At 61.8% G+C, this 20,280-nt stretch carries 18 protein-coding genes and 1 pseudogene; 7 read left to right on the forward strand and 12 right to left on the reverse strand.

The genetic code is table 11. The annotated features are described in order from the left end of the window. Complete coding sequence (locus WDM24_RS23555) at positions 1 to 2,553, forward strand: cation-translocating P-type ATPase (protein ID WP_338827162.1); 2,553 nt, start codon at positions 1 to 3, stop codon at positions 2,551 to 2,553. Between the two features lie 133 nt (positions 2,554 to 2,686). Beyond that, positions 2,687 to 3,163: a hypothetical protein gene (locus WDM24_RS23560; RefSeq protein ID WP_338827163.1), complete on the forward strand. Its 477-nt coding sequence runs from the start codon at positions 2,687 to 2,689 to the stop codon at positions 3,161 to 3,163. 500 nt (positions 3,164 to 3,663) lie between these two features. Here the strand turns inward: WDM24_RS23560 and WDM24_RS23565 are convergent, their stop codons facing one another. From WDM24_RS23565 to WDM24_RS44535, 7 genes and pseudogenes are all read right to left on the reverse strand, one after another. Next, complete coding sequence (locus WDM24_RS23565) at positions 3,664 to 4,305, reverse strand: recombinase family protein (protein WP_338827165.1); 642 nt, start codon at positions 4,303 to 4,305, stop codon at positions 3,664 to 3,666. Between the two features lie 58 nt (positions 4,306 to 4,363). Further along, positions 4,364 to 5,353, reverse strand: a complete 990-nt coding sequence (locus WDM24_RS23570) for a calcium-binding protein (RefSeq protein WP_338827167.1) — start codon at positions 5,351 to 5,353, stop codon at positions 4,364 to 4,366. A 427-nt stretch (positions 5,354 to 5,780) separates the two neighbouring features. Then, positions 5,781 to 6,035 carry a potassium channel family protein gene (locus WDM24_RS23575; protein WP_338827169.1) on the reverse strand — a complete coding sequence of 85 codons (255 nt, stop codon included), beginning with the start codon at positions 6,033 to 6,035 and terminating at the stop codon, positions 5,781 to 5,783. 546 nt (positions 6,036 to 6,581) lie between these two features. Beyond that, the gene (locus WDM24_RS23580; protein WP_338827170.1) at positions 6,582 to 6,911 is read right to left on the reverse strand and encodes a hypothetical protein; all 330 of its coding nucleotides are present in this window, start codon (positions 6,909 to 6,911) and stop codon (positions 6,582 to 6,584) included. A gap of 738 nt (positions 6,912 to 7,649) precedes the next feature. Then, positions 7,650 to 8,534, reverse strand: a complete 885-nt coding sequence (locus WDM24_RS23585; RefSeq protein WP_338827172.1) for a hypothetical protein — start codon at positions 8,532 to 8,534, stop codon at positions 7,650 to 7,652. Between the two features lie 70 nt (positions 8,535 to 8,604). Beyond that, a complete protein-coding gene (locus WDM24_RS23590; protein WP_338827174.1) occupies positions 8,605 to 9,876 on the reverse strand; it encodes a tyrosine-type recombinase/integrase in 1,272 nt (423 codons plus the stop codon). A gap of 211 nt (positions 9,877 to 10,087) precedes the next feature. After that, positions 10,088 to 10,270 (reverse strand): annotated as a pseudogene (locus tag WDM24_RS44535) (hypothetical protein); the annotation flags it as partial. A 113-nt stretch (positions 10,271 to 10,383) separates the two neighbouring features. Between WDM24_RS44535 and WDM24_RS23595 the strand changes: the two are divergent. Continuing rightward, positions 10,384 to 11,748: a matrixin family metalloprotease gene (locus WDM24_RS23595; protein WP_338827176.1), complete on the forward strand. Its 1,365-nt coding sequence runs from the start codon at positions 10,384 to 10,386 to the stop codon at positions 11,746 to 11,748. Between the two features lie 93 nt (positions 11,749 to 11,841). Here the strand turns inward: WDM24_RS23595 and WDM24_RS23600 are convergent, their stop codons facing one another. Together WDM24_RS23600 and gcvA are read right to left on the reverse strand one after the other, a co-directional pair. Continuing rightward, positions 11,842 to 12,054 (reverse strand): hypothetical protein, encoded by a 213-nt coding sequence (locus tag WDM24_RS23600; protein WP_338827178.1) that lies wholly within the window; start codon positions 12,052 to 12,054, stop codon positions 11,842 to 11,844. A gap of 249 nt (positions 12,055 to 12,303) precedes the next feature. After that, the gene (gene gcvA, locus WDM24_RS23605; protein WP_338827180.1) at positions 12,304 to 13,206 is read right to left on the reverse strand and encodes a transcriptional regulator GcvA; all 903 of its coding nucleotides are present in this window, start codon (positions 13,204 to 13,206) and stop codon (positions 12,304 to 12,306) included. Between the two features lie 191 nt (positions 13,207 to 13,397). On the opposite strand from gcvA, the gene WDM24_RS23610 reads away from it, so the two are divergent. The 4 genes from WDM24_RS23610 to WDM24_RS23625 all read left to right on the forward strand — a co-directional run bounded on the left by WDM24_RS23610 (position 13,398) and on the right by WDM24_RS23625 (position 16,763). Beyond that, positions 13,398 to 13,907 carry a PaaI family thioesterase gene (locus tag WDM24_RS23610; RefSeq protein WP_338827181.1) on the forward strand — a complete coding sequence of 170 codons (510 nt, stop codon included), beginning with the start codon at positions 13,398 to 13,400 and terminating at the stop codon, positions 13,905 to 13,907. Positions 13,908 to 13,918: 11 nt separating this feature from the next. Next, the gene (locus tag WDM24_RS23615) at positions 13,919 to 15,166 is read left to right on the forward strand and encodes an MFS transporter (RefSeq protein ID WP_338832435.1); all 1,248 of its coding nucleotides are present in this window, start codon (positions 13,919 to 13,921) and stop codon (positions 15,164 to 15,166) included. 43 nt (positions 15,167 to 15,209) lie between these two features. Further along, entirely contained in the window at positions 15,210 to 15,926 is a 717-nt protein-coding gene (locus tag WDM24_RS23620) for an AraC family transcriptional regulator (protein ID WP_338827183.1), read from the forward strand. A gap of 72 nt (positions 15,927 to 15,998) precedes the next feature. Beyond that, on the forward strand, positions 15,999 to 16,763 hold the full coding sequence (locus tag WDM24_RS23625) for a sulfite exporter TauE/SafE family protein (RefSeq protein ID WP_338827185.1): 765 nt from the start codon (positions 15,999 to 16,001) through the stop codon (positions 16,761 to 16,763). Between the two features lie 100 nt (positions 16,764 to 16,863). Here WDM24_RS23625 and WDM24_RS23630 read toward each other — a convergent pair whose 3' ends face one another. The 3 genes from WDM24_RS23630 to gatB form a co-directional block, all read right to left on the reverse strand. Next, complete coding sequence (locus tag WDM24_RS23630) at positions 16,864 to 17,130, reverse strand: hypothetical protein (RefSeq protein WP_338827187.1); 267 nt, start codon at positions 17,128 to 17,130, stop codon at positions 16,864 to 16,866. Between the two features lie 481 nt (positions 17,131 to 17,611). Beyond that, positions 17,612 to 17,869 carry a hypothetical protein gene (locus tag WDM24_RS23635; RefSeq protein ID WP_166294447.1) on the reverse strand — a complete coding sequence of 86 codons (258 nt, stop codon included), beginning with the start codon at positions 17,867 to 17,869 and terminating at the stop codon, positions 17,612 to 17,614. A gap of 811 nt (positions 17,870 to 18,680) precedes the next feature. Beyond that, entirely contained in the window at positions 18,681 to 20,168 is a 1,488-nt protein-coding gene (gene gatB, locus WDM24_RS23640; RefSeq protein WP_338827189.1) for an Asp-tRNA(Asn)/Glu-tRNA(Gln) amidotransferase subunit GatB, read from the reverse strand. Positions 20,169 to 20,280: the final 112 nt, after the last annotated feature.

Raw genomic sequence — 20,280 nt, forward strand, 5'->3', positions numbered from 1 at the left:
ATGAGCCAGGACTCCTCGGACGCCCCCCGAAGACAAACGGGTCTGACCGAAGCAGAAGCCACGCTGCTGATCGCGCAGGTCGGACCGAACGTTATTCGTACCGAACAGATTCGCACAGTCTTCCACATCATCTTCGAGACGTTGCGCGAGCCGACCTTCGTTTTGCTTCTCGTCGCTGCCGGCCTTTACCTCATTCTCGGAAGCCTTGGTGAAGGCCTGTTTGTAAGCGCGGGGGCGCTCGTGTCGCTCGGGATGGTAATCCTCCAGGAAACACGAAGCGAGCACGCGTTGCAGGCCCTGCAGGCGCTCTCGGAACCCGAGACAAGGGTCATCCGCAACGGCCGCGAACAGCGGATCCGCTCTCGCGAGTTGGTCCCCGGTGATCTCATGCTGGTAACCGCGGGTGAACGCGTCGCGGCAGATGGACGGATCACGTCCGCCGGTGTCATTACAGTGGACGAATCTCTGCTGTCCGGGGAATCCGTGCCGGTATCGAAATCTGCGCGGATCAGCACTACTCCCGATCAATCCGGCGCGCTGGTCTTTGCGGGTACGCTGGTCGTGGCCGGCGAAGGTATGATCGAGCTAACAGCCACCGGCATGGCGACGAAATTGGGACATATCGGCTCGTCCCTGCAATCGATCCAACCTGAGCCGACGCCACTGCAGCGCGTATCGGCGCGCCTGGTCGCGCGGCTTGGAATCTTCAGCGTCGTCATTTGCCTTTCGGTAGTCCTCGCTTATGGCATTCTGAGGCATGACTGGATAGCGGGGCTGCTTTCGGGCATTACGCTGGCGACCGCCATGGTGCCGGAGGAGTTTCCGATGGTTCTGGCGATCTTCATGGCCCTCGGCGCCTGGCGGCTGGCCCAAAACAAAGTTCTCGTCCGCCGTGCCGCGGCGGTCGAGACACTGGGAGCTATAAATTTCCTTTGCGTCGACAAGACGGGTACATTGACGGAGAACCGAATGACGGTGGCCGCCATCTGGGCCGGGAGCAAGATGCACCTGCCTGATGACCAGTCCTCCAATCTGGACGTCACCAATGTGCTCACCATGGCCGCCCTTTCCTCGGCGGTGTACCCGGTAGATCCAATGGATGTCGCGATCCGCTCCCTGGTTCCGAACGTCCAGCGGGATAACAACATTGTCGGCGATACGCCACACAAAACCCAGCCACTTCGCCAGGACCTACTTGCGGTCATCAATGTTTGGAGAAGCACGGACGATCTGGTGTTCGCGGCCAAGGGAGCTCCCGAGGCGATCTTCCGGATTTGCCGGCTTCAACCGGAAGTCCAACAACAAATGCTTGCCGTTGTCGCAGAGATGGCGGATCGCGGCCTGCGGGTGCTCGGGGTCGCATTCCATAAGCAGAACGAGCCCGCGCCGTCGGATGTGACGGACGCGCCCTTCCAATTCGCTGGTCTGATCGGGTTTCGAGATCCGGTTCGTGACGGCGTGCGCGACGCCCTCACGATTGCGCACCAGGCCGGTATTTCAGTCGCCATGATCACCGGAGACTATCCGGCGACCGCCCTAGCGATCGCCCACGAAGCGGGTATTCCGATTGAAGCTGGCGTACTGTCGGGGCGCGAGATCGCGGCGATGGATCCGGCGATCCTTCGCGAGCGTTGCAAAACCGTTCGCGTGTTCGCTCGAGTGATGCCGGAACAAAAGCTGGCATTGGTGGAGACGCTGAAGGCGAGCGGGATGATCGTGGCGATGACCGGCGACGGCATCAATGACGCACCAGCCCTTAAAGCGGCGCAGGTCGGCCTCGCGATGGGCAAACGGGGCACGGACGTGGCGCGCGAGGCCGCCGACATCGTCTTGCTCGACGACAGCTTCTCATCCATCATCGGCGGCATCCGGCTTGGGCGTCGAATTTTTGCCAATCTGCGTAAGGCGCTGATCTTCATTACCGCAACTCACATTCCCATTGCGGGACTGGCATTGCTGCCTATTCTCTTTGCGCTGCCTCCCCTGCTCTTTCCCGTGCACGTCATTCTGCTAGAGCTCGCTATCGATCCCGTGTGTTCACTTGTATTTGAAGCGGAGCCATCAACACCGGAGATCATGCGCCAGCGTCCACGCAAGAATACTTCGCTGTTCGGTCGAAGAGAACTGCTGCTAAGCGTTGCCCAGGGATCGATGATTCTGATCACCGCGTTCTCCATCTACTATGGCCTGCTTGGGTTTGGATATCAGACGACTGAAGCGCGCGCCGCTGCCTTTATTGCTACCATTCTTGGGAATCTGACGCTGGCATTTGCCAATTCAGCTGAGGTGGGAACGTCGTTTTTCGACGCTCGGCGCTTCGTGTTCTGGAGTATATTTGCTTTGACGACCTTCGTCGTTACGATCTTGCTGACGATTCCCCAGGCGGGCGCGCTTTTTCAAATCACCGCGCCGCCGCTCCCAGTGCTCGCTTTCACCATCCTCGCTGGCCTCGCCGCCGGCAGCTGGTTTGGCTTTGGGAAGCTCCTTACCCGCCCGGCGCCCTTCGGATCGCGAAGAGCAGATCAAGCTCATTCTGCAGATCTCGTCACGTGAGCGTTGTTCGAAGACCAGATTCTGGGAAGTGTCTTTGATCCTCCATCATACCTCCTCTAGCGTTGTCCTGTTTTACTATCTTTACAAAATTAGTGAGGTAGAATGTCGCGTGATGCGAGACTAGGGCAAGGAAATGTCGCGTGGTGCAAGACCAGGGGAACGGCGCGGCGGCCGCGCCAAAGGAACCTTGAACAAGGCGACGGTCGAGCGCGCCTTGGTCGCCGAGCGCGTCGTCAACGACGCGGCGATGAACGGAAGAAAGCTTGCCAAGGAAGTATTACAAGAATTCGTCGAGCTGTTCACTGGCTTGGCTGCAGCACATCAACCAAGTGGCACGTCGGCCGGCGAACTATCGCTGTGGAGGACCGACGGTCGCGAGCCTTACTTCGAAAAGTACGCCAAGCTGGCGGTAGTAACCGCGAAGGATCTCGCGCAGTATCAATCGCCGAGGCTCGCTGCGGTCCAAGTAGTTGCTCCTGCACCAAATGCCGGCCCAGTGCGCAGAAGGTTCTCCATATCAATCTTCGACCATTCAGGGTGCCCGCTGCCTAAAGCGATCGAGGCCACGAAGTTGGCAAACGCTAAGCTCAGGCATTCGCCTCGTGAATGAATAGCGGCTGAAGCAGAAAATGGACTCTCGGCGCTTCAGCTCGCGATAGGCAGCGAGTGAAAGCGTTCAAGTAGTTCTGCTGGTATTTCAGAGTTCGAAGTCATTTGAGCTGTTATCCGATCACTGGGTGGCACCTTAGCTTAGGCAAAAGGGGTGCTCGCGTACTCGCGGGCTGGCTCGGCGGCGGATGCGTAGCGGTCGTCGAGAACAGCGGGCCTGCCGAACTTCGTGCCCCTGCGCTTGGCGCGGGCAATGCCCTTCTCGCAGCGCTTTCGCCGAATTCGAGCGGGGCCCATGATGGTGAGGACGTTGTGCAGGTCCCGACCAAACGGGCCAGCTGATCCAGCTTGGTCAGCACGCCAAAGCCGCGCGGCCTGCGCTCGCATGAGCGACCTTGCTGAAGCCGCTTAGCGACCTCGTAGCTTCTTCGGCAGCCGCAGCGGCCAATGCCGACATCTTCGGGGGCCCGCGCGCAAGCGCCTGTCCGAGGCGGTGGCTAGTCAGCTGAGGCGTTGGAGCACGCGCTTCACGGTGACCGCGTGCCATTGCCCGCCCGCCGGCGTGGCGATCTTGTGCGCGTTAAGTTCGGCTGCGATTGCACGATGAGACATTCCAGCGAGTTCGGCGAAAATCGGCCGCAGCCGCTCGGCCCTCTCCTGCGCTTCGCGTTGGTTGGCAATGCCCTTAGCATTGAGCCCCCCCAGCTTGACGCCCTGGGCCTTTTTTGCCGCAAGGGCGTCCCTGGTGCGTTGGGAGATGTACCGGCGCTCTTTCTCGGCGAGCGCCGCGTAAATGTGCAGCATGAACGGGTCCGCATCGGCGCCCAATTCTGCGACAATGAATGGGGTCTTGTGAGACATCAAGCCGGAAATGAAATGCACGTCCCGGCTAAGCCGATCGAGCTTCGCCACAATGATCGGCGCCTTGTGCTTGCGAGCTGCTTTGAGCGCGGCCGCCAGCTGCGGTCGACGGTCTAAGGCATCGGAGCCCTTCCCGGTCTCGACTTCCTGATAGGTCTCGATCAGCAAAAAGCCTTCGGCCTCCGCAAACCGCGCGAGTGCCACTTCCTGCGCCTCAAGACCAAGACCGGACTTGCCCTGCTGGGCGGTGGAAACACGAGTGTAGGCGATGGCAGCTTTCACGGTGTGGGCTCTGTCTGAAACATAGCGACGAAGGAACCCGAAGAGTCACCGGTTTCCTTTAGGCAAACTTGAACATGCTCGCGTCGAGCCGTGCCGGCGCGACCCCGATCAGCCAGACCGCGCTGCCCGCGGCGTCGGTGATGATCGTGGTGTTGGTCCCGGCAACATAGGTCTCGGCGGCTTGAACATCGGCGAACGAATGCAGCGATGTACCCGCGAAGTTGACGAAGTCGTTCACTCCGCCCGTGTTGAAGTCCTGGACGACCATGATCTCCTGGCTGGTGTCGCTGATGTTGAATGTATCGGCGCCGCCGCCACCCCAGGCATAGTCAACCCCGCCGCCGCCGTTGATCTGGTCGGCCCCGGTGCCCATCAGGAACACGTCGACGCCGCTGCCGCCGGTCACCGTATCGCCGCCGTTGGAGCCGTAGACATAGTTCTGGCCAGAACCGCCGTAGATCAGGTTGCCGTCAGTCTCGCCCAATGAGATGAAGAGGTTCGTCCCCGAGCCCCCAAACATGGTATCGACGCCGGTACCGCCATAGAGCCAGTTGGTGCCTTGCCCGCCATAAAGGTAGTCGGCACCATCATCGCCGTACATCACATTGACATCGCTAGCGGCAGTCCCTCCCGAGCCGATCAGGGTGTCGGTGCCGCTGCCGCCGAACAGATAGTTGAAGCCCGACCTGCCATAGATCGCGTCGTTGCCGTCCTCTCCCAACAGAACGTCGAGCCCGGCACCGCCGACCAGGACGTCATTGCCGGCTCCCGCATAGATGTAGTCGTTACCGTCGCCAGCGTCGCCATTGTCGTTGCCGTTGCCGAGAACGAGGACGTCGTTCCCCGCGCCTCCGCTGGCGGTGTCAACGCCGTCAAACGTGTAGATAAGGTTATTGCCGGAATTGCCGGTCAGAATATTGTTCAGCCCGTTGCCGTTGCCGGCGAGATTTCCGGATCCGTCCAGGAATAGATTCTCGACGTTTGCGGTCAGGCCATAGTTGACAATGGTGTGCACGGTGTCGGTGCCTTCACCGGTGTTTTCGGTCACCACGTCGCCTCTTTGAGACAACGAAGCAACGGTGACTGCGGAACCAGGTCGGCTACTCTCAAGTGGCATCGACGCCCGGCTGGTCAGTCTTCATTTTAGGCTGATCCGCGAGACGCCATTTCTACAGAATGCCGTCCCGCTAGGAATATGCCATTTGATGGATACTTGGATTTATGCGGCGATCTGCCTCATCCCCTAAAGTGAGTATATCCGCCGTTTGATCTGACGCCCCGCGTACCAACACGGATGCCTCAGGATGGATTTGGGGCGACCGCGGCGTTAGGCTCGGTCGTCAGGAAGCCGTATGCGCCAATAGCGAACAAATGCCGCAGAGCAGAGAGAAAACGCAATGTGCCACGACCGGAAATGGCTCAGTTGTTTGATCACGTCGTCGACCTTGGCTCGCGGCCTGAACAACGCCGCCATCTCAGCGCCGACCTTCGATCTCCAGTGATACCAACCTCGCGAGCAATGTGGCGGGGTAGAGCTGACCAAGTATGGTTTCAAAGTTGCACAGACTGCGTGCCACCGGATGTACCGGGTAAATGTCTCCGTAGCCCGTTGAAGTCAGGGTCACGAAGCTGAAATAAATGACCTCGCTCGCGAGCGCGGAACTGTCTTGGCATTCGACGCCGCGCAGCTTGCGCGTCGGCGCCGGCCGCGGCCAGCTCCGTGACGGCACCTCGGATGGCGACCTGAATAGTTTGAACGCGCGGCGTGTGCGCGCTGAGCTTCAAATATACGCGCCAACGATTCGCTGGCGAGCCTAAACCAGAGCCCGATCTTGAGGGGCCGGTGGGCGCACGGCACAGCCCCCGCCACTCAAGACACCCGGCGACGGCCGATCGTAGATGCCTACGCAAGCTTCCAAACCATCTTCTATCTTCTTGCCTGTTGGAGGGTCCGCTGTGACGGGCATAGGACGACCAGCCCCGGCACCAAGTGCCAAGGCCGGTCCCTACGCCCGTCGCGATCTTGCCTGCCGGAGCCTGCCGCCGCTTAGGGCGATGATCTTCGCGACGCTGCGGATCATCTCGGTGCCAACTTAACGGTGCTAGACGTCGCACCGGCGATCAGCCCTCGCACCTTTCGGACCGGGCCTTGTCTGTGATCGCGCCCCACAGTAGACGTTCCATCGTAGTAAACAATGGTGGCGCCGCTGCCGTGACTGCTCCGACCAGCGCCATTTCTAGCGGGCTCGACCTGGGACGGTCGGGCCCGCTTCCGTTCAATGATGATCTCCCGCCTTCGCAAATGCGTCGTCACGAGGATTCTCTCTCGTCGCCGGACTGACGAGTTCAATGCGCGCCGGCAACGCGGCGAGAATGACGGCAGCCGTCGGATCGATGGCGCCCGCGTATTCTCGCGTACAGCGGATGAGTGCTTCAGAGGTCCGGCAGTAGCTTCGACCGCGCCAATCGTTTCTACGTGACTTTTTTGGTGATCCTCGGCGCTGGAGAATCCATTGGATCCGATCGCGGCACTCCACGATTCGCCAATCCGCGTTCAGTCGCACCACGAAACCGCAATAGTCGTCCGCCGTCTCGGCCCTGCTCATTGGCAAGTTCCGGGATAGGCTGCGGCGTTACGTGGTACGGGAAACCGAGCCCGAATGAGCCGATTCGAGCAAAGGCTGTCGCGCTGATCGACGGCTCTTGGCAATGGGCCAAAGCCAGCAGACGCCATTTCCTGGTAGTTGAGGGACATACACCGGTGCGCCAGCCTAAGACCTTGATGGAGGCGGGCGTGCCCGTTCTTAGGGCGCGGACAGCTCACTGTCCGGCGCAGACCGAATAGTGCGCCGCCGGGCCGTCTGACTTCCGTCTGGGCAAGACGGTAGGTTGCCCAAGCAGATGAGCGAACGCCGGCGAGCGTGTGCATCAGGTCGCCCCCGTGCACAGCCGGTAGATGTCCTCTGCTGGCGTACCAACGCCGCCTCCCGGCCGGGGCACTATGCGGAGTTTTCCGTCTTGCCGCAGGCGATAGTATTTCGAGTGACCGCAGGTCAAGATTTCGTAGCAGCGCTTCGGCGGCACGATTGGCGGCAGGCTGTATACGCGAACGAATTCCTCAAATGGCATAGGCGCCCCCCTCTCAGGGACGCGCTTGCGCTCCGTCGTGTTGCCCGATGCGAGCGTCATGTTCCAAACTCCATCTCAGTGTCACTGGGTCTCCCCAAGCAATGAGCGGAGAAAAACGGAACGCTATGGAATTGTCTCCCTTGTACCCGGTGTTTACCCGGTAATTCAAAATGCCGGGTAACCTGCAGGTGTCTGTTTCCCGTGAACAAAAGCGCCTAAAAAAATTTCTTCACTCGGCTTTCTAAGGCGCTTTTTTTGGGTACCGGTAGCCCGTGACGACTGAATTCGGCAACGCATAGGCGTTGCGCTTCAGCCTGAGTCGCGAGTTTCTTCGAGAGATTTTTTACCTTGGCTACTATGGCTACGATGATCGGATCGTATTGATTTGGTGGATAGCGAAAACGTCTGTCGGGCTGCTTTGCACGTTTCTTCGTGGAAGCGCCGGGCGCCGCGCCGGTTGGCACAACACACAGAGAATAAAACACCTTTCCGTCTCGGCCGGTGGCATCGTACAGGTCAATATATTCACGACCGCCGGGCATCTCATAATTATTCTGATCATCGAGGGCTCCGGTCCGAAGTCCTCGCAGCTGGTCGAAAGCCAGCACCCTAAAGTCGTTACCAAGAGCTTCTCGACGCGCCTCAACAGACGCATGGCCCAAGCGCAAAGCGGAGCGATACCGATGGTACATCCGCTCTATCAAGCAGTCGCTGAACCGCGACACGCGAGCCACCTCGTCGCGCAATGCCGCTGGCGGAGGTTCTTCGATCAGTTCCCGTTGGAACCACCTCGGCGGGTGACATGGCCCAACCCATCGTGTGGGGGGATTGCCGAGGTCGTCGTCTGCGATCGCGTACTCATCGAGCATAAACACGCCGGTTCGCGCACAAAATGCGAGCTGGATGCGCTCAAAGCGGACTCGCAACGTCCAGTCGCCAAAGAAATCGTCCGTCTTTCCGAAGAGTGCCATCTCGCCAAAAATTTCATCAAGAAGGGCAACAAAATTTGCTTTCCACTCGATGGCCGTTCGAAGGTATTCTGGCGCGAAGTAGAACGGCGCCCGGAACGGCGGCAGCCGTCTGATTTCCTGCTTTGCCACGGGTCGCACCTCCTGCGTGCGGGTAGTGGTCAGCCCCGTCGGCGTTCCAGCGCTGGCGGGGCCTCTCTCATTATGCGAGTCTGATTGGTACGACGTTGCTCCTGGCCTTTGCTGGCGGGCTGGCGCAGTAGTCCGCCCAATCGGCCATTAGTCGTCGCCTTCTCTCGCGCATGTCGCCGCGGCGGTAGGCGGCTTCGACCTTGTCAGACACGGTATGGGCAAGCGCCATCTCCGACATTTCGTTCGGATAGGACGTTTGCTCGCTACACCAGTCTTTGAAGCTACTTCGGAAACCGTGAACGGTCAGGTCGTTTCCGAAACCCATGCCTTGCAACAGTTCGAGCATTGCCATGTTTGAGAGCGGCAGGCCGTCTTCATGGGCAAATACGAAGTCCGCGCCCTGCGATAGGTCTTTCAGGATCGCCAAGGCTCGATCGCAAAGCGGTATGACATGATCGCGCTTTCGGCGGCCTCTCCTGCCCTTCAGACGCCCGGCCGGGATCGTCCAAAGCCCGTCTGCGGCATCGATCTCGATGAGCTGCGCACCAACGGTGTCACCAGTGCGCGCAGCCGTGAGGATAGTGAATTCGAGCGCCCTGGCACTGAGGCTGTCGCGCCGCCGCAGATCCGCCATGAAGCCCGGGATGTCAGCGTACGGCAAAGCCTTGTGATGCTGCGTTGGAGAGACAGTCGACCGGGCTGGCAACAACTTGTCGAGCAACCCCTTCCACCGCGCCGGATTGTCCCCGTGACGCAGCTTGCGAGCCGTCGCCCAGTCCAAGATGTTTTCGATCCGGCCGCGGACGCGGCTGGCGGTCTCGGTCCGTGCATTCCAAAAGGTCGGAGCGTCCGGTCCTTCCCCCACCCGCTGCTCCAACACCTTCAGCACAAGGTCCGTCGTGATGCCTCCGACCGGTACCTTTCCCAGGATCGGATATGCCCACTTTTCCAGCGTCGACGTCCATTGGTCCGCGTGCTTGACGTTCTTCCAGCCGGATTTCTGGGCCTCAATGTACTGTCCAGCGCAGTCCTTGAAAGGCACCATCGCTGCCTTCGCGATCGCGACTTCGGCTTGCCGGGCCCGCCGGTGCTCGATGGGATCGATACCATCGGCGAGTAGTTGCCGTTGGAGGCGTGCGCGCTCGCGCGCCTCGGCCAGCGTGAACGTGTTCGCCGAGCCGAGCCCCATCTCCCGCGCTTTGCCGGCTAGCATGTAGCGGAATAGCCAAGCTTTAGTTAGGGTGTCGGTAACTTGGAGATACAGGTTCCCACCGTCCGCGTATCGCCCAGGTTCCTTAACCCGGCTGACGCCCAGTGCGGTCAACTTGTTCGTTACGGCCATTCTTTCCGCCTAACTCGATCGCCCCCTACGCCAACCCACAAGGGACTGCCGGATTTGAGCGGAAAGCGGTGGACGGGTAAAGAGGCCTCAACCACCAACTTGCTGATTTATTTGTCGAAATCGGAGGGGCACGGAAGGCCGCGGAATGCGAATAAAATCCTCCGTCTCCGCCATCGACTTGGTTGTCCAGCCGGGAGACATGGGTAACAGGTCATACCCAAGACATGGGTGACAACCTCGCGCCGAACGGGTTGCCAGTTGGGTGCAAGGCTTTCTGCTCCAGGTCATCCCACTCCAAGCCGCAGTACCCGCGATCGTTGTGCACGAAGCAGACGAGCCAAATGCCCTCGTCGACCTCCTCGATGCCGAGCTTCCTGCCAGCCAGGACGGTTGATCTCACAGAAATTTATTTACCCTTTCGGCACCACAAATCGGACGAAATAAAACTCCGGAAGCGAAGTATCGCGATACTGGTTTCCGGGCGCGACCCAACAGGCAGGAATCTCCATGGCAGATTACAACTTGGAAGGACCCGTCTGGTCGTCGAAGACCATCACGTGGAGCTTCGCGACGATCAATTTCTCCGGTCAGCCTGACACATTCTCAACGTCCTTCCAGGCCGGTGAGTATGAACGGGAAATCATCGATGCCTTGAAGCGATGGTCCGCCGTTGCCGATGTGACGTTCGTCGAGGTGGCGGATTCTGCGAGCGTCGACATCCGTTTCGGACTCGGGACTTTTGACGGCCCTTACGGGATCCTGGCTGAGACATCGTACTACTACTCCGACGGCGACTTTCTGCCTGATGTCACGGTCACCTTTGACCAGGCTGAAACCTACACGTCGTCCTCCAGCGGTTTGACGCTTTCGGGAGGAATAAGTTTCGAGGCCGTTGCAACGCACGAAATCGGCCACGCTTTGGGCCTCGATCATTACACTGGCGGCCCGGCGATCATGAACCCCTACGCCAGCGCTGACATAACCAACCTGACGCAATCGGACATCGACGGCATTCAAGCGCTCTATGGACCGCCCTCGAACCAACCGCAGGTTCCTGCGGGTGTCATTGTCACTAACGGCACGGCGGCGAATGATGTTTTGCTTGGAGGAAGTGCGGCCGATGCGATCTACGCGCTCGCTGGTAACGATTATATTTATGCCTACGGAGGCAACGACCTTCTGTTCGGTGGCGATGGCCTTGACGTGTTGCTTGGTGGGAGTGGCGACGACGCGCTCTATGGCGGCACGGGCTTCAATTACCTTTTTGGCGGCGACGGCAACGATACACTTTCTGGCTCGGGCGGAGCCTCGCCGTCCGATGTCAACGTGATGTACGGCGAAGCCGGCAATGACCTGCTCTATGGGGGAACCGGCACTAACTATTTTTACGGCGGCGCTGGCGCTGACACCATGTTCGGTGGCTCCGGTCTCAACATCTTCATCTCGTCAGGCGAGAGTGATGGAAACCTCATCTATGGGGGTTCGGGCCAGAACTACGTTTATGGTTCGAACGGCGGCGATACGGTGACCGGCGGCAGCGGCGTCGACGTGTTCCTGATGGGATCAGGCGCAGATGTGATCAGCGGCGGCGGTGGCGTTGATTATGCGTGGGGCGGCGGTGGCTCGGATACGTTCAACATCAGCGATGCCAACTCAGAGATCATGGTGATCCAGGACTTCAACGCGGGCGGCGTCCACGACATTTTGAGCTTCACCGGGACCTCTCTGCATTCCTTTGCCGATGTGCAAGCAGCCGAGTTCTATTCGCCAGGGATCAACACGACGATCATCACCGACGCTGCAGGCAACGCTGCCTGGTTGATCGGCCTCGCCCCCGGACAACTCAACGCAAGCATGTTCAGCTTCGCCTAGGAAGATTGATCGCCGATGTTTGTCAGGCCGCGATGCACGGTGCGCCGCGGTCAACGCAACGCCGTCGCAAGCATGAATTGAACCCCACCGACGTCAGCCGCCGCCGCGGGTGGACGGATCGAGATTTCGGTTCTCGCCGGGCGGGATCGGCCCGTAGCCGGGATATACGTAGCGGCCCTGAGGAGCCACCTGTTCGCTTGGACGGATGATGAGGTGCTGTCGCACGCGCCGGTGATGCGCCGTTGCGGCGTCGGCGGCGGCGCTCCACAGCATCGCCAACAGTCCCACCATCAAAGCAGCGCGCATCGCCTTGGCTCCGGTTCACCATCATATGATGCGCCGACCACAAGGCCGCCAGCGTTGGCGGCCTCACGATCGGTCACATCGACGGGATTAAGCCACGATCTGCGTCGCGCTCAGGCGCGCCGCATCCTCGGCAGCGGCCGCGGAAGGGCGTGCGCGCAGGCCACGCCGAGCAGCGCGAGGCCGCCGCCGATGACGTGGAAGGACCGGACCGGCTCGCCCAGCGTCACGATCGCAGCCAGAGCGAGACGGCTAACGCTCCGCAGCCGCCGACTGGGCCACCGGCCCCAGGATCCACTCCCTGAACGCCGCGATTTTCGGAAGCCCCTGCCTGTTGTCGGGGCAGACGAGATAATAGGCGAACTCCTCCAGATGCGCGGTCTCGAGTAGCTGGATCAGTTCGCCGCTCTCGATCTCGTTTGCGACCATCGCCGCCGGCAGCAGGCCCGCGCCCTGCCCGGTCAGCACCGCCTTCAGCAGCAGACCGCTATCGTCGAACGACGGGCCGCGCGGCGTGCGCACCTCCGCGATGCCATTGGCCTGAAACCACAGGCTCCAGCCCTTGCGATCGGCGTCATGCACCTGTGGCCAGCCGGCGAGCTCGCCTGAAGATGTCGGCCGCCCGAGACGCGCGACGAGTGACGGCGAGGCAACCGCCACCATCTCGACCGTGACGACGCGGTCGCTGCGCAGCCCCGGATAGCGGCCGAGGCCGTGGCGCACCGCGACGTCGACGCCGTTGCGCGAGAAATCGACTAGCGTGTTGCTGGTGACGATCTGCAGATCGATCTCGGGATGCGCATCCTGAAACGACGCCATCCGCGGCACCAGCCAGGCCGACGCAAAGAACGGCGTGACGCTGACCGTCAGCGTGCCGATATCATTGGACGCTGCGACGCGGCGCGACGCCTCCGCGATCTGGCGAAACGCATTGCGGATCGACGGCAGATAGTCGCGCCCGGCGTCGGTGAGATAGATGCCGCGCGGCACCCGTTCGAATAATTTGACGCCGAGATGGGCTTCGAGCGTCTTGAGCATCTGGCTGACCGCGCCCGGCGTCACGCACAGCTCCTCGGCCGCCAGCTTCACCGAGAGATGGCGGGCGGCGGACTCGAACGCCTTCAGCGCGTTCAGGGGTGGAAGCCGGCTCTCCATGATTTAGATTTTCTAATCTCAATCGCCTAGCAAATCTGGTTTGCCAACTCGGGTCTTCCGGGCGCTCTATCAGCCTATCCTATGGCTGAAAGCCACGTCAACGCAGCGAAAACCGGACCATAAGAATTAGATTTTCTGATCCTTATCTACGGCGTCCGACGCGGCATTCGGCTCCCGCATGGAGCAGCGACATGACTGAGGTTCCACACAAGCTCGCCCTGCATGAGATCGGCGCGGGAGCCCACGACAGCAGACTCGTCGATCGCATCAACGCGTCGCAGCAAGCCGGCAGCCTGCCCGGCACATTGGAGTTTCAATGGCTCGAAGCCGGACGCGGCCAGATCCGCGGCCGCTTCGAGATCGCCGCCAAGCACTTCTCGCCGCACGGGCTGCTGCACGGCGCAAGCCTCGTCGCATTGGCGGACACCGCATGTGGCTTCGGCTGCCTCGCGTCCTTGCCGGACGGCGCCATCGGCTTCGCCACTTCTGAACTGAAGACGAACTTCATCGGCGCCGCGCGCGAAGGCGGCGTGAGCTGCGAAGCGCGCCTCGTTCATGGCGGGCGCACGACCCAGGTGTGGGATGCCGAGATCAAGAGCGAAGCGACGGGCAAGACCATCGCGCTGTTTCGCTGCACGCAGATGCTGCTCTACCCGCCGGGCAAGAATGGCGGTGACGCGGCACAGGGAGAACGATCGTGAGGAATGCCGCCATGCACGCCGGTTATCAAAGAGCAAAGCCGTTCTACGGCTGGTATGTCGTCGCGGCCGCCTTCGTCTTGACCTTCATCGGCTTCGGCAGCGCCTACACCTTCTCATCCTTCGTCGAATCGTTGCAGCGCGAGTTCGGCGCCTCGCGCGGCTCGGTCTCGCTGGTGTTCTCCTTTGCCGGCTTCCTGTATTTCGGCCTCGGCATCATCTCCGGCCCGCTCGCCGATCGCTGGGGCGCGCGCAGGCTTGCTGGTCTCGGAATGGCGCTGGTCGGTCTCGGCATGGTGCTGGCGGGACAGGCGGAGACCATCCTTCAGGTCTATGCCGCCTACAGCATCGGCATCGGCGCCGGCGTCGGTTGCGCCTATGTCCCGACGCTGGGCGCGGTGCAACGCTGGTTCGTCCGGCGGCGCGGCTTTGCGTCGGGCCTTGCCGTCAGCGGGATCGGGGTCGGGACATTGGTGATGCCGCCGCTCGCGACCTGGCTGATCACGAGCCTCGGCTGGCGCGATGCCTACGTCGTGCTGGGCGTTGTCGCCGCGGTCGCCGGTATCGGAGCATCGCTTTTGATCGCGGATGATCCGCGCCGCTACGGCACCGGACCGGATGGCGATCCGCTTCAAGCGGTTTCAGGCGCGCCGCTCCGCCAGGGCGTCTCGATCCGCGGCGCGGTCAAGACAGCTCGCTTCGCCGGGCTTTATGCGGCCTGCCTGATCAGCGCGTTCGGGGTGTTCGTCCCCTTCGTGCATCTGGTGCCCTTCGCCGTCGACCATCAGGTGGCGCCTGCGCTCGCCGTGCTGCTGCTCGGGATGATCGGCGTCGGCAGCACCGCCGGCCGCTTCTTCCTCGGCGGCATCGCCGACCGGGTCGGCCGCGATGCGTTCCTGATCGCGATGTACATCGGCATGGCCGTCTCGCTGGCGATCTGGGCTGTTGCCGGTGGCTTCTGGTCGCTCACGGTGTTCGCGCTGCTGTTCGGCGTGTTCTATGGCGGCTGGGTTGCGATCCTGCCCGCCGTGGTCACCGACCATTTCGGCGGCCGCAATGTCGGCGGCATCATCGGCATCCTCTACACCAGCGTCGCCTTTGGCACGCTGCTCGGCCCGAGCGCCGCCGGCTTCGCCTACGATGTCAGCCACAGCTACTTCATTCCGGTGGCGATCAGCGCGGCCGCCAATATGGTCGCAGCGCTGATCGCGATGGCGACGATGCGAACGGCCTCGCCGATCGCGTCAGTCGCGCAGCATTGACACCTCATGACGGTCGGCGCTCGACCATGCTACGCTCGCGATCATGCCCTTCGCCTCACCCAACGCCTGGCACTACCGGCCAGCTGACGATGCCGGCATCGTCGAGCTGGCGTCCTGGCGCGGTGCCGGCTCGCTTGGCCTCCGGCCGCATTTCCATGACGAGAACCAGATCGTGCTGGTGCTGTCGGGGTCGCGCGCCTTCCGCATCGACGGCACGACCGTGACGGTGCCTGCGGGCCACGCCGCGCTCATTCCAGCGGGACTGCTGCATGCGCCGATCGCAACACTGGACAAGGAAACGGTTTGCCTGAACGCCTATGTTCCGGCGGGCCGCACCCCCTCATCGCTGCGGGTCATCAGCATCAGGGCTCTCTGGCGGAGCGTCGACGAGATATGGCCCAAGCACATTCTTGAGATCGCCGACGACATCCAGTCGCGCGGGCGGTCCCGCTCGGCTCGCATCGCAGACAAGACGAAGCTCGGCGTTACCCTGACAGAAAGCGCCGGGCCGATCGGCGCCATCGGCATGAACTTCGGGCGCAGCCGCGAAGGGTTCAGCCGCATGGTGAGACGCGAGCTCGGCGTCTCACCGCACGCCTTCCGGATGCTGAGCCGGCTCAATCTCGCACGGCAATTGCTGCGCGCGGGCGAACCGATTGCAGAAGTTGCCGCCGATGCGGGGTTTTCCGACCAGAGCCACCTCACCCGCCTGTTCCGCCGCACCTTTGGAACCACACCGGGCGTCTACTGGCGCGGTTGAAGCGGCGTCACAGACGTTCCAGACCGTCCGGCGCCACACCCGCTAGCCTGTTCACCCTGCAAGGGGTGAAGGATGGATACAAAGACAAGTCTTCTGCTGCTCGCGGCCGGTGTCGCGGGAGGCATCATCAATGCACTGGCGGGCGGCGCGACGCTCATCACGTTTCCGACGATGCTGGCGGCGGGCCTGCCCGCCGTGATCGCCAATGCGTCGAATGCGGTGGCGATCTCCCCGGGGCATCTGATCGCAGCGCTCGCCGACCGCGGCAAGCTGCCGCCGCCGACACTGCGCACGATCAGCCTCGTTGCCGCCTCCACGCTTGGCGGCGCAATCGGCGCCGGGGTCCTGTTGCTGCTCCCCGAGCGGCTATTCGTGCTGCCGATGCCGGGCCTGATCGCATTCGCAACGCTGCTGTTTGCCTTCGCGCCGCAGATCCAGAGCTGGACCATCGGGCGGCAGGCGAGCGCGGCCCTGCCCTCGACCGGCGCGAGCGGTGCTGTGCTGGGATTGGCGTGTGTCTATGGAGGCCTCTTCGGCGCCGGGCTCGGCGTCATCCTGACCGCGGTGCTCTCGATCACCGAGCCCAACGACATCAGGGCGATCAAGGCATTGAAGAACCTGCTCGCGACCTGCGTGTCGCTGGCCGCCACATTGATCTTCATCGTGCAGGGAGCGGTGCGGTGGCCGGAGACGTCGGTGATGCTGCTCGGCGCCATGATCGGCGGCTATGCCGGTGGCTATTTGATCCGGATCCTTCCCGCGTCCATCGTCCGGCAGTTCGTGATCGTGGCCGGAGCGGTGATGACCGTGGTCTACGCCGCGCGATACTGGTTCTAGATGGAGCGAGGGAGCCGAGGCTCCCAGCTCGATATCGGCGTAGCGTTTTCGAGCGAAGTGGGCACCGGTTCGCGTAAAGAAAACGCGTCCAAACAAGAGTCTAGTGCGTCGTCATCCAGGCGCGGGCTTCGCGCTGGGCGGCCGCGATCTCGACATCCGACATCTGCTCGGCGACTTCGCGGCGATGCGCGATCGCGTCGGTGCGTCCCTTGAGCGCCGCCAGGTTGAACCATTTGTGCGCCGCGACGAGGTTGACCACGCCGGAGCGGCCGCTCGCCCAGTACATGCCACGTTCGAACAGCACGTCCTGGATCGCGGTCTCAGCTACCGGGATGGCGCTGTCCTGATCGATGACCCCCTGAAACATTGTCGTCATTCCCCTTTTTGTTGTTGGCCGCCCTCCCCCGAGCGCGGCCCCCGTCCACTGTTGAAACACCCTGTTGTCTCCGGGCTGGTCCTTTGGATCATGCCCCGCGCTGATCCCTGGGATCACCGCTCGCCGTTTGCCGGCTCGTTGGGATGATCATGGCCCATCAAATTTGAAGAGCGGTTTAAGTATCGCGATGAACGGGATGTAAATCGGCGCCGCCAAGCGGGTTTCCCGGAATCGTAGAAGTGCCTGTGCCGCAGGCATTTCCGTGCATTCGTGAACGCCGGTTTACCCTGGTGTTTTGGACAACGATAACCATCGCGGCCAATGGCCGACGCCGCCGGCCGCTCTCAGCGGCCATCCGTTTCAAACTTTTACGGAGGGGCCGCAGGGGGGCGCAGATCCCGGCCGACGATCCGCGGGACGTTGAGCGCGATCGGCGCGGGCGCAAACGAACGCGAGGCCATGCGGCCGAACGTCAATCCAGAACTGGAATGGGGAAAATGGGTGCCGGGGCGCGGACTGCGCAGGCCGCCGGAACGAGGGGGTCGGCGAACACGTCAGGACCAGATTTCAGCTCGGCATTCTCGCCGGTGAAATTGCGGAACCAAGCAGGCTCCGCACCGAACGAAGAAATCTCTGTTTCTTCTGCCGGACCGGTTTTGGGAAGGTTGCCCTCTCCGAAATTCGATCCAGCCGTTTGACCTGATGTCTCGCCGACACCCTCTTTCGTCAACCAGAGCCTGGGGGTGGGATGTGCCTCTCAGCAGTCCGTCCGGTGGCTCTCGCGACGTGCCGGCATAAGGCCGCCGGCAATCCTCTCAAGGCGAGAGGGTTACTTCTTCTTGGCGACCTTGCGGGTCTTCTTCGCAGTCTTCTTCACTGCGCTCTTCGCCTTCTTCGCCTTCTTCGCCTTCTTTGCCTTCTTAGCCATGTTGCCCTCCGGTATGTGAGATGGCTCTCTACTTCGCTGCGTGCACTCGGGAATCGATATGCACTACTTCCCGAATACACCAACGGATTAAAAAAAACAGTGTCCCGCTTAAGGAAGTGTTGACGCAGCGATGGTCGTACGCGCAGCGCGCGTCGCCGACCAAATCGACAATGCATTCGCGCGACGATGCAAGAAACGCAGCAGCGGCCGACATCGGCATTTGTCAACGTTACAGGAAACGCCTTTATTGCAGGCTCTTTTTGAATTCGCATTCAGTCAATCAACGCGCGATCGTCGTTGCGTTGAGTCGCGAGCTGTGACGAAAAGCGGCGCGGCGCGGGCGCCGAGTCGCAACTTTTGGCAACGAAAAATATTTCGTGGGAAAGATGGCTTTCGCCTCGTTTGAGGTCATCCAGACCCGATTCCGGACGAATCGTGGCTGCGACGATTCGGCGGCGAGGGGCGTCGTCACCACCGCGGACGGAGGGTGTGAGCCAGGATCACGCCGCGTTCACGCGCGCGCAACGACACCTGAGGTGACGGCACAGATGATGGGATGAGAGCATGATCCGGTTGGATCATGCGCCAAGGACAACATCATTGTCCTGTTCGTTCAGATGCCGAGCTTGGACTTCAGGAGCTCGTTGACCGCCTTCGGGTTCGCCTTGCCGCCCGACGACTTCATCACCTGACCGACGAACCACTGAAGGGCCGCGGGCTTCGCCTTTGCTTGCGCGACCTTGTCGGGATTGGCCGCGATGATGTCGTCGACCACCTTCTCGATCGCGCCGAGGTCGGTGACCTGCTTCATGCCGCGCGCCTCGACGAGCGCGCGCGGATCGCCGCCCTCCTGCCACACGATCTCGAACAAGTCCTTGGCGATCTTGCCGGAAATCGCTCCCTCGCCGATCAGATCGACGATCGCAGCGAGTTGCTCGGCCGACACCGGCGAGGCGGCGATCTCGACGCCTTCCTTGTTGAGACGGCCGAACAGTTCGTTGATCACCCAGTTGGCGGCAAGCTTGCCGTCGCGTGCCTTGTCCGCAAGACCTGACAGCACCGTCTCGTAGAACTCCGCGCTCTCGCGCTCGGCCACCAGCACGCTCGCATCGTAGGGCGACAGACCGAAGCCCGTAATAAACCGGGACTTCTTCTGGTCCGGCAGTTCCGGCAGATGCGCCTTGAGATCGTCGACGAAGGCCTGGCTGAACTCGAGCGGCAGCAGATCGGGATCGGGGAAGTACCGGTAGTCGTGCGCCTCTTCCTTGGAGCGCATCGAGCGCGTCTCGCCCTTGTTCGGGTCGAACAGCCGGGTTTCCTGGTCGATCGAGCCGCCGTCCTCGATGATCTCGATCTGGCGCCGCGCCTCGTACTCGATCGCCTGGCCGATGAAGTTGACCGAGTTCATGTTCTTGATTTCGCAGCGGGTGCCGAGCGCGGTCTCGCCATGGCGGCGCACCGAGACGTTGACGTCGGCGCGCAGGCTGCCCTTCTCCATGTCGCCGTCACAGGTGCCGAGGTAGCGCAGGATCGAGCGCAGCTTGGTGACGTAGGCTTTGGCCTGTTCGGCGTCGCGGATGTCGGGCTTGGAGACGATCTCCATCAGTGCGACGCCGGAACGGTTGAGGTCGACATAGGACATCGTCGGCGACTGATCGTGCAGCAACTTGCCGGCATCCTGTTCCAGATGCAGCCGCTCGATCCCGATGGTGACGCTGCGGCCGCCGTCGAGCTCGAGCGACACCTCGCCCTCGCCCACGATCGGCGACTTGTACTGGCTGATCTGGTACCCCTGCGGCAGGTCCGGGTAGAAATAGTTCTTGCGGTCGAACACCGAGCGCAAATTGATCTTCGCGTTCAGCCCGAGACCGGTGAGCACCGCCTGGCGGACGCACTCCTCGTTGATCACGGGCAGCATGCCCGGCATCGCGGCGTCGACCAGCGAGACATGGGTATTGGGCTCGCCGCCGAACGCGGTGGATGCGCCGGAGAACAGCTTTGAGTTCGAGGTGACCTGGGCATGGATCTCCATGCCGATCACGACTTCCCAATCGCCGGTGGCGCTCTTGATCAGTCTGTGCGGGGCGGCAGGTGCGGTCATGGGTCTCGTTGTCCGGATAAGGTGATATCTGGGAAGCATTGGGCTTCGCGCAACCGATCGCGCCAGTCAAGCCGCCTTGCAATCCCCTTGCAGCCCGCGCCGGCACGTGAGG

The organism is Bradyrhizobium sp. 27S5 (genome assembly GCF_037217225.1).
Lineage (GTDB): Bacteria > Pseudomonadota > Alphaproteobacteria > Rhizobiales > Xanthobacteraceae > Bradyrhizobium > Bradyrhizobium septentrionale.

Bases quoted from the DNA above. Each gene is read 5' to 3' on its own strand.
- WDM24_RS23555 (WP_338827162.1), top strand. From the start codon at position 1: ATGAGCCAGGACTCCTCGGACGCCCCCCGAAGACAAACGGGTCTGACC.
- WDM24_RS23560 (WP_338827163.1), top strand. From the start codon at position 2,687: ATGTCGCGTGGTGCAAGACCAGGGGAACGGCGCGGCGGCCGCGCCAAA.
- WDM24_RS23580 (WP_338827170.1), bottom strand. From the start codon at position 6,911: ATGAGCAGGGCCGAGACGGCGGACGACTATTGCGGTTTCGTGGTGCGA.
- WDM24_RS23590 (WP_338827174.1), bottom strand. From the start codon at position 9,876: ATGGCCGTAACGAACAAGTTGACCGCACTGGGCGTCAGCCGGGTTAAG.
- WDM24_RS23595 (WP_338827176.1), top strand. From the start codon at position 10,384: ATGGCAGATTACAACTTGGAAGGACCCGTCTGGTCGTCGAAGACCATC.
- WDM24_RS23600 (WP_338827178.1), bottom strand. From the start codon at position 12,054: ATGCGCGCTGCTTTGATGGTGGGACTGTTGGCGATGCTGTGGAGCGCC.
- gcvA (WP_338827180.1), bottom strand. From the start codon at position 13,206: ATGGAGAGCCGGCTTCCACCCCTGAACGCGCTGAAGGCGTTCGAGTCC.
- WDM24_RS23610 (WP_338827181.1), top strand. From the start codon at position 13,398: ATGACTGAGGTTCCACACAAGCTCGCCCTGCATGAGATCGGCGCGGGA.
- WDM24_RS23615 (WP_338832435.1), top strand. From the start codon at position 13,919: ATGCACGCCGGTTATCAAAGAGCAAAGCCGTTCTACGGCTGGTATGTC.
- WDM24_RS23620 (WP_338827183.1), top strand. From the start codon at position 15,210: ATGCCCTTCGCCTCACCCAACGCCTGGCACTACCGGCCAGCTGACGAT.
- WDM24_RS23625 (WP_338827185.1), top strand. From the start codon at position 15,999: ATGGATACAAAGACAAGTCTTCTGCTGCTCGCGGCCGGTGTCGCGGGA.
- WDM24_RS23630 (WP_338827187.1), bottom strand. From the start codon at position 17,130: ATGTTTCAGGGGGTCATCGATCAGGACAGCGCCATCCCGGTAGCTGAG.
- gatB (WP_338827189.1), bottom strand. From the start codon at position 20,168: ATGACCGCACCTGCCGCCCCGCACAGACTGATCAAGAGCGCCACCGGC.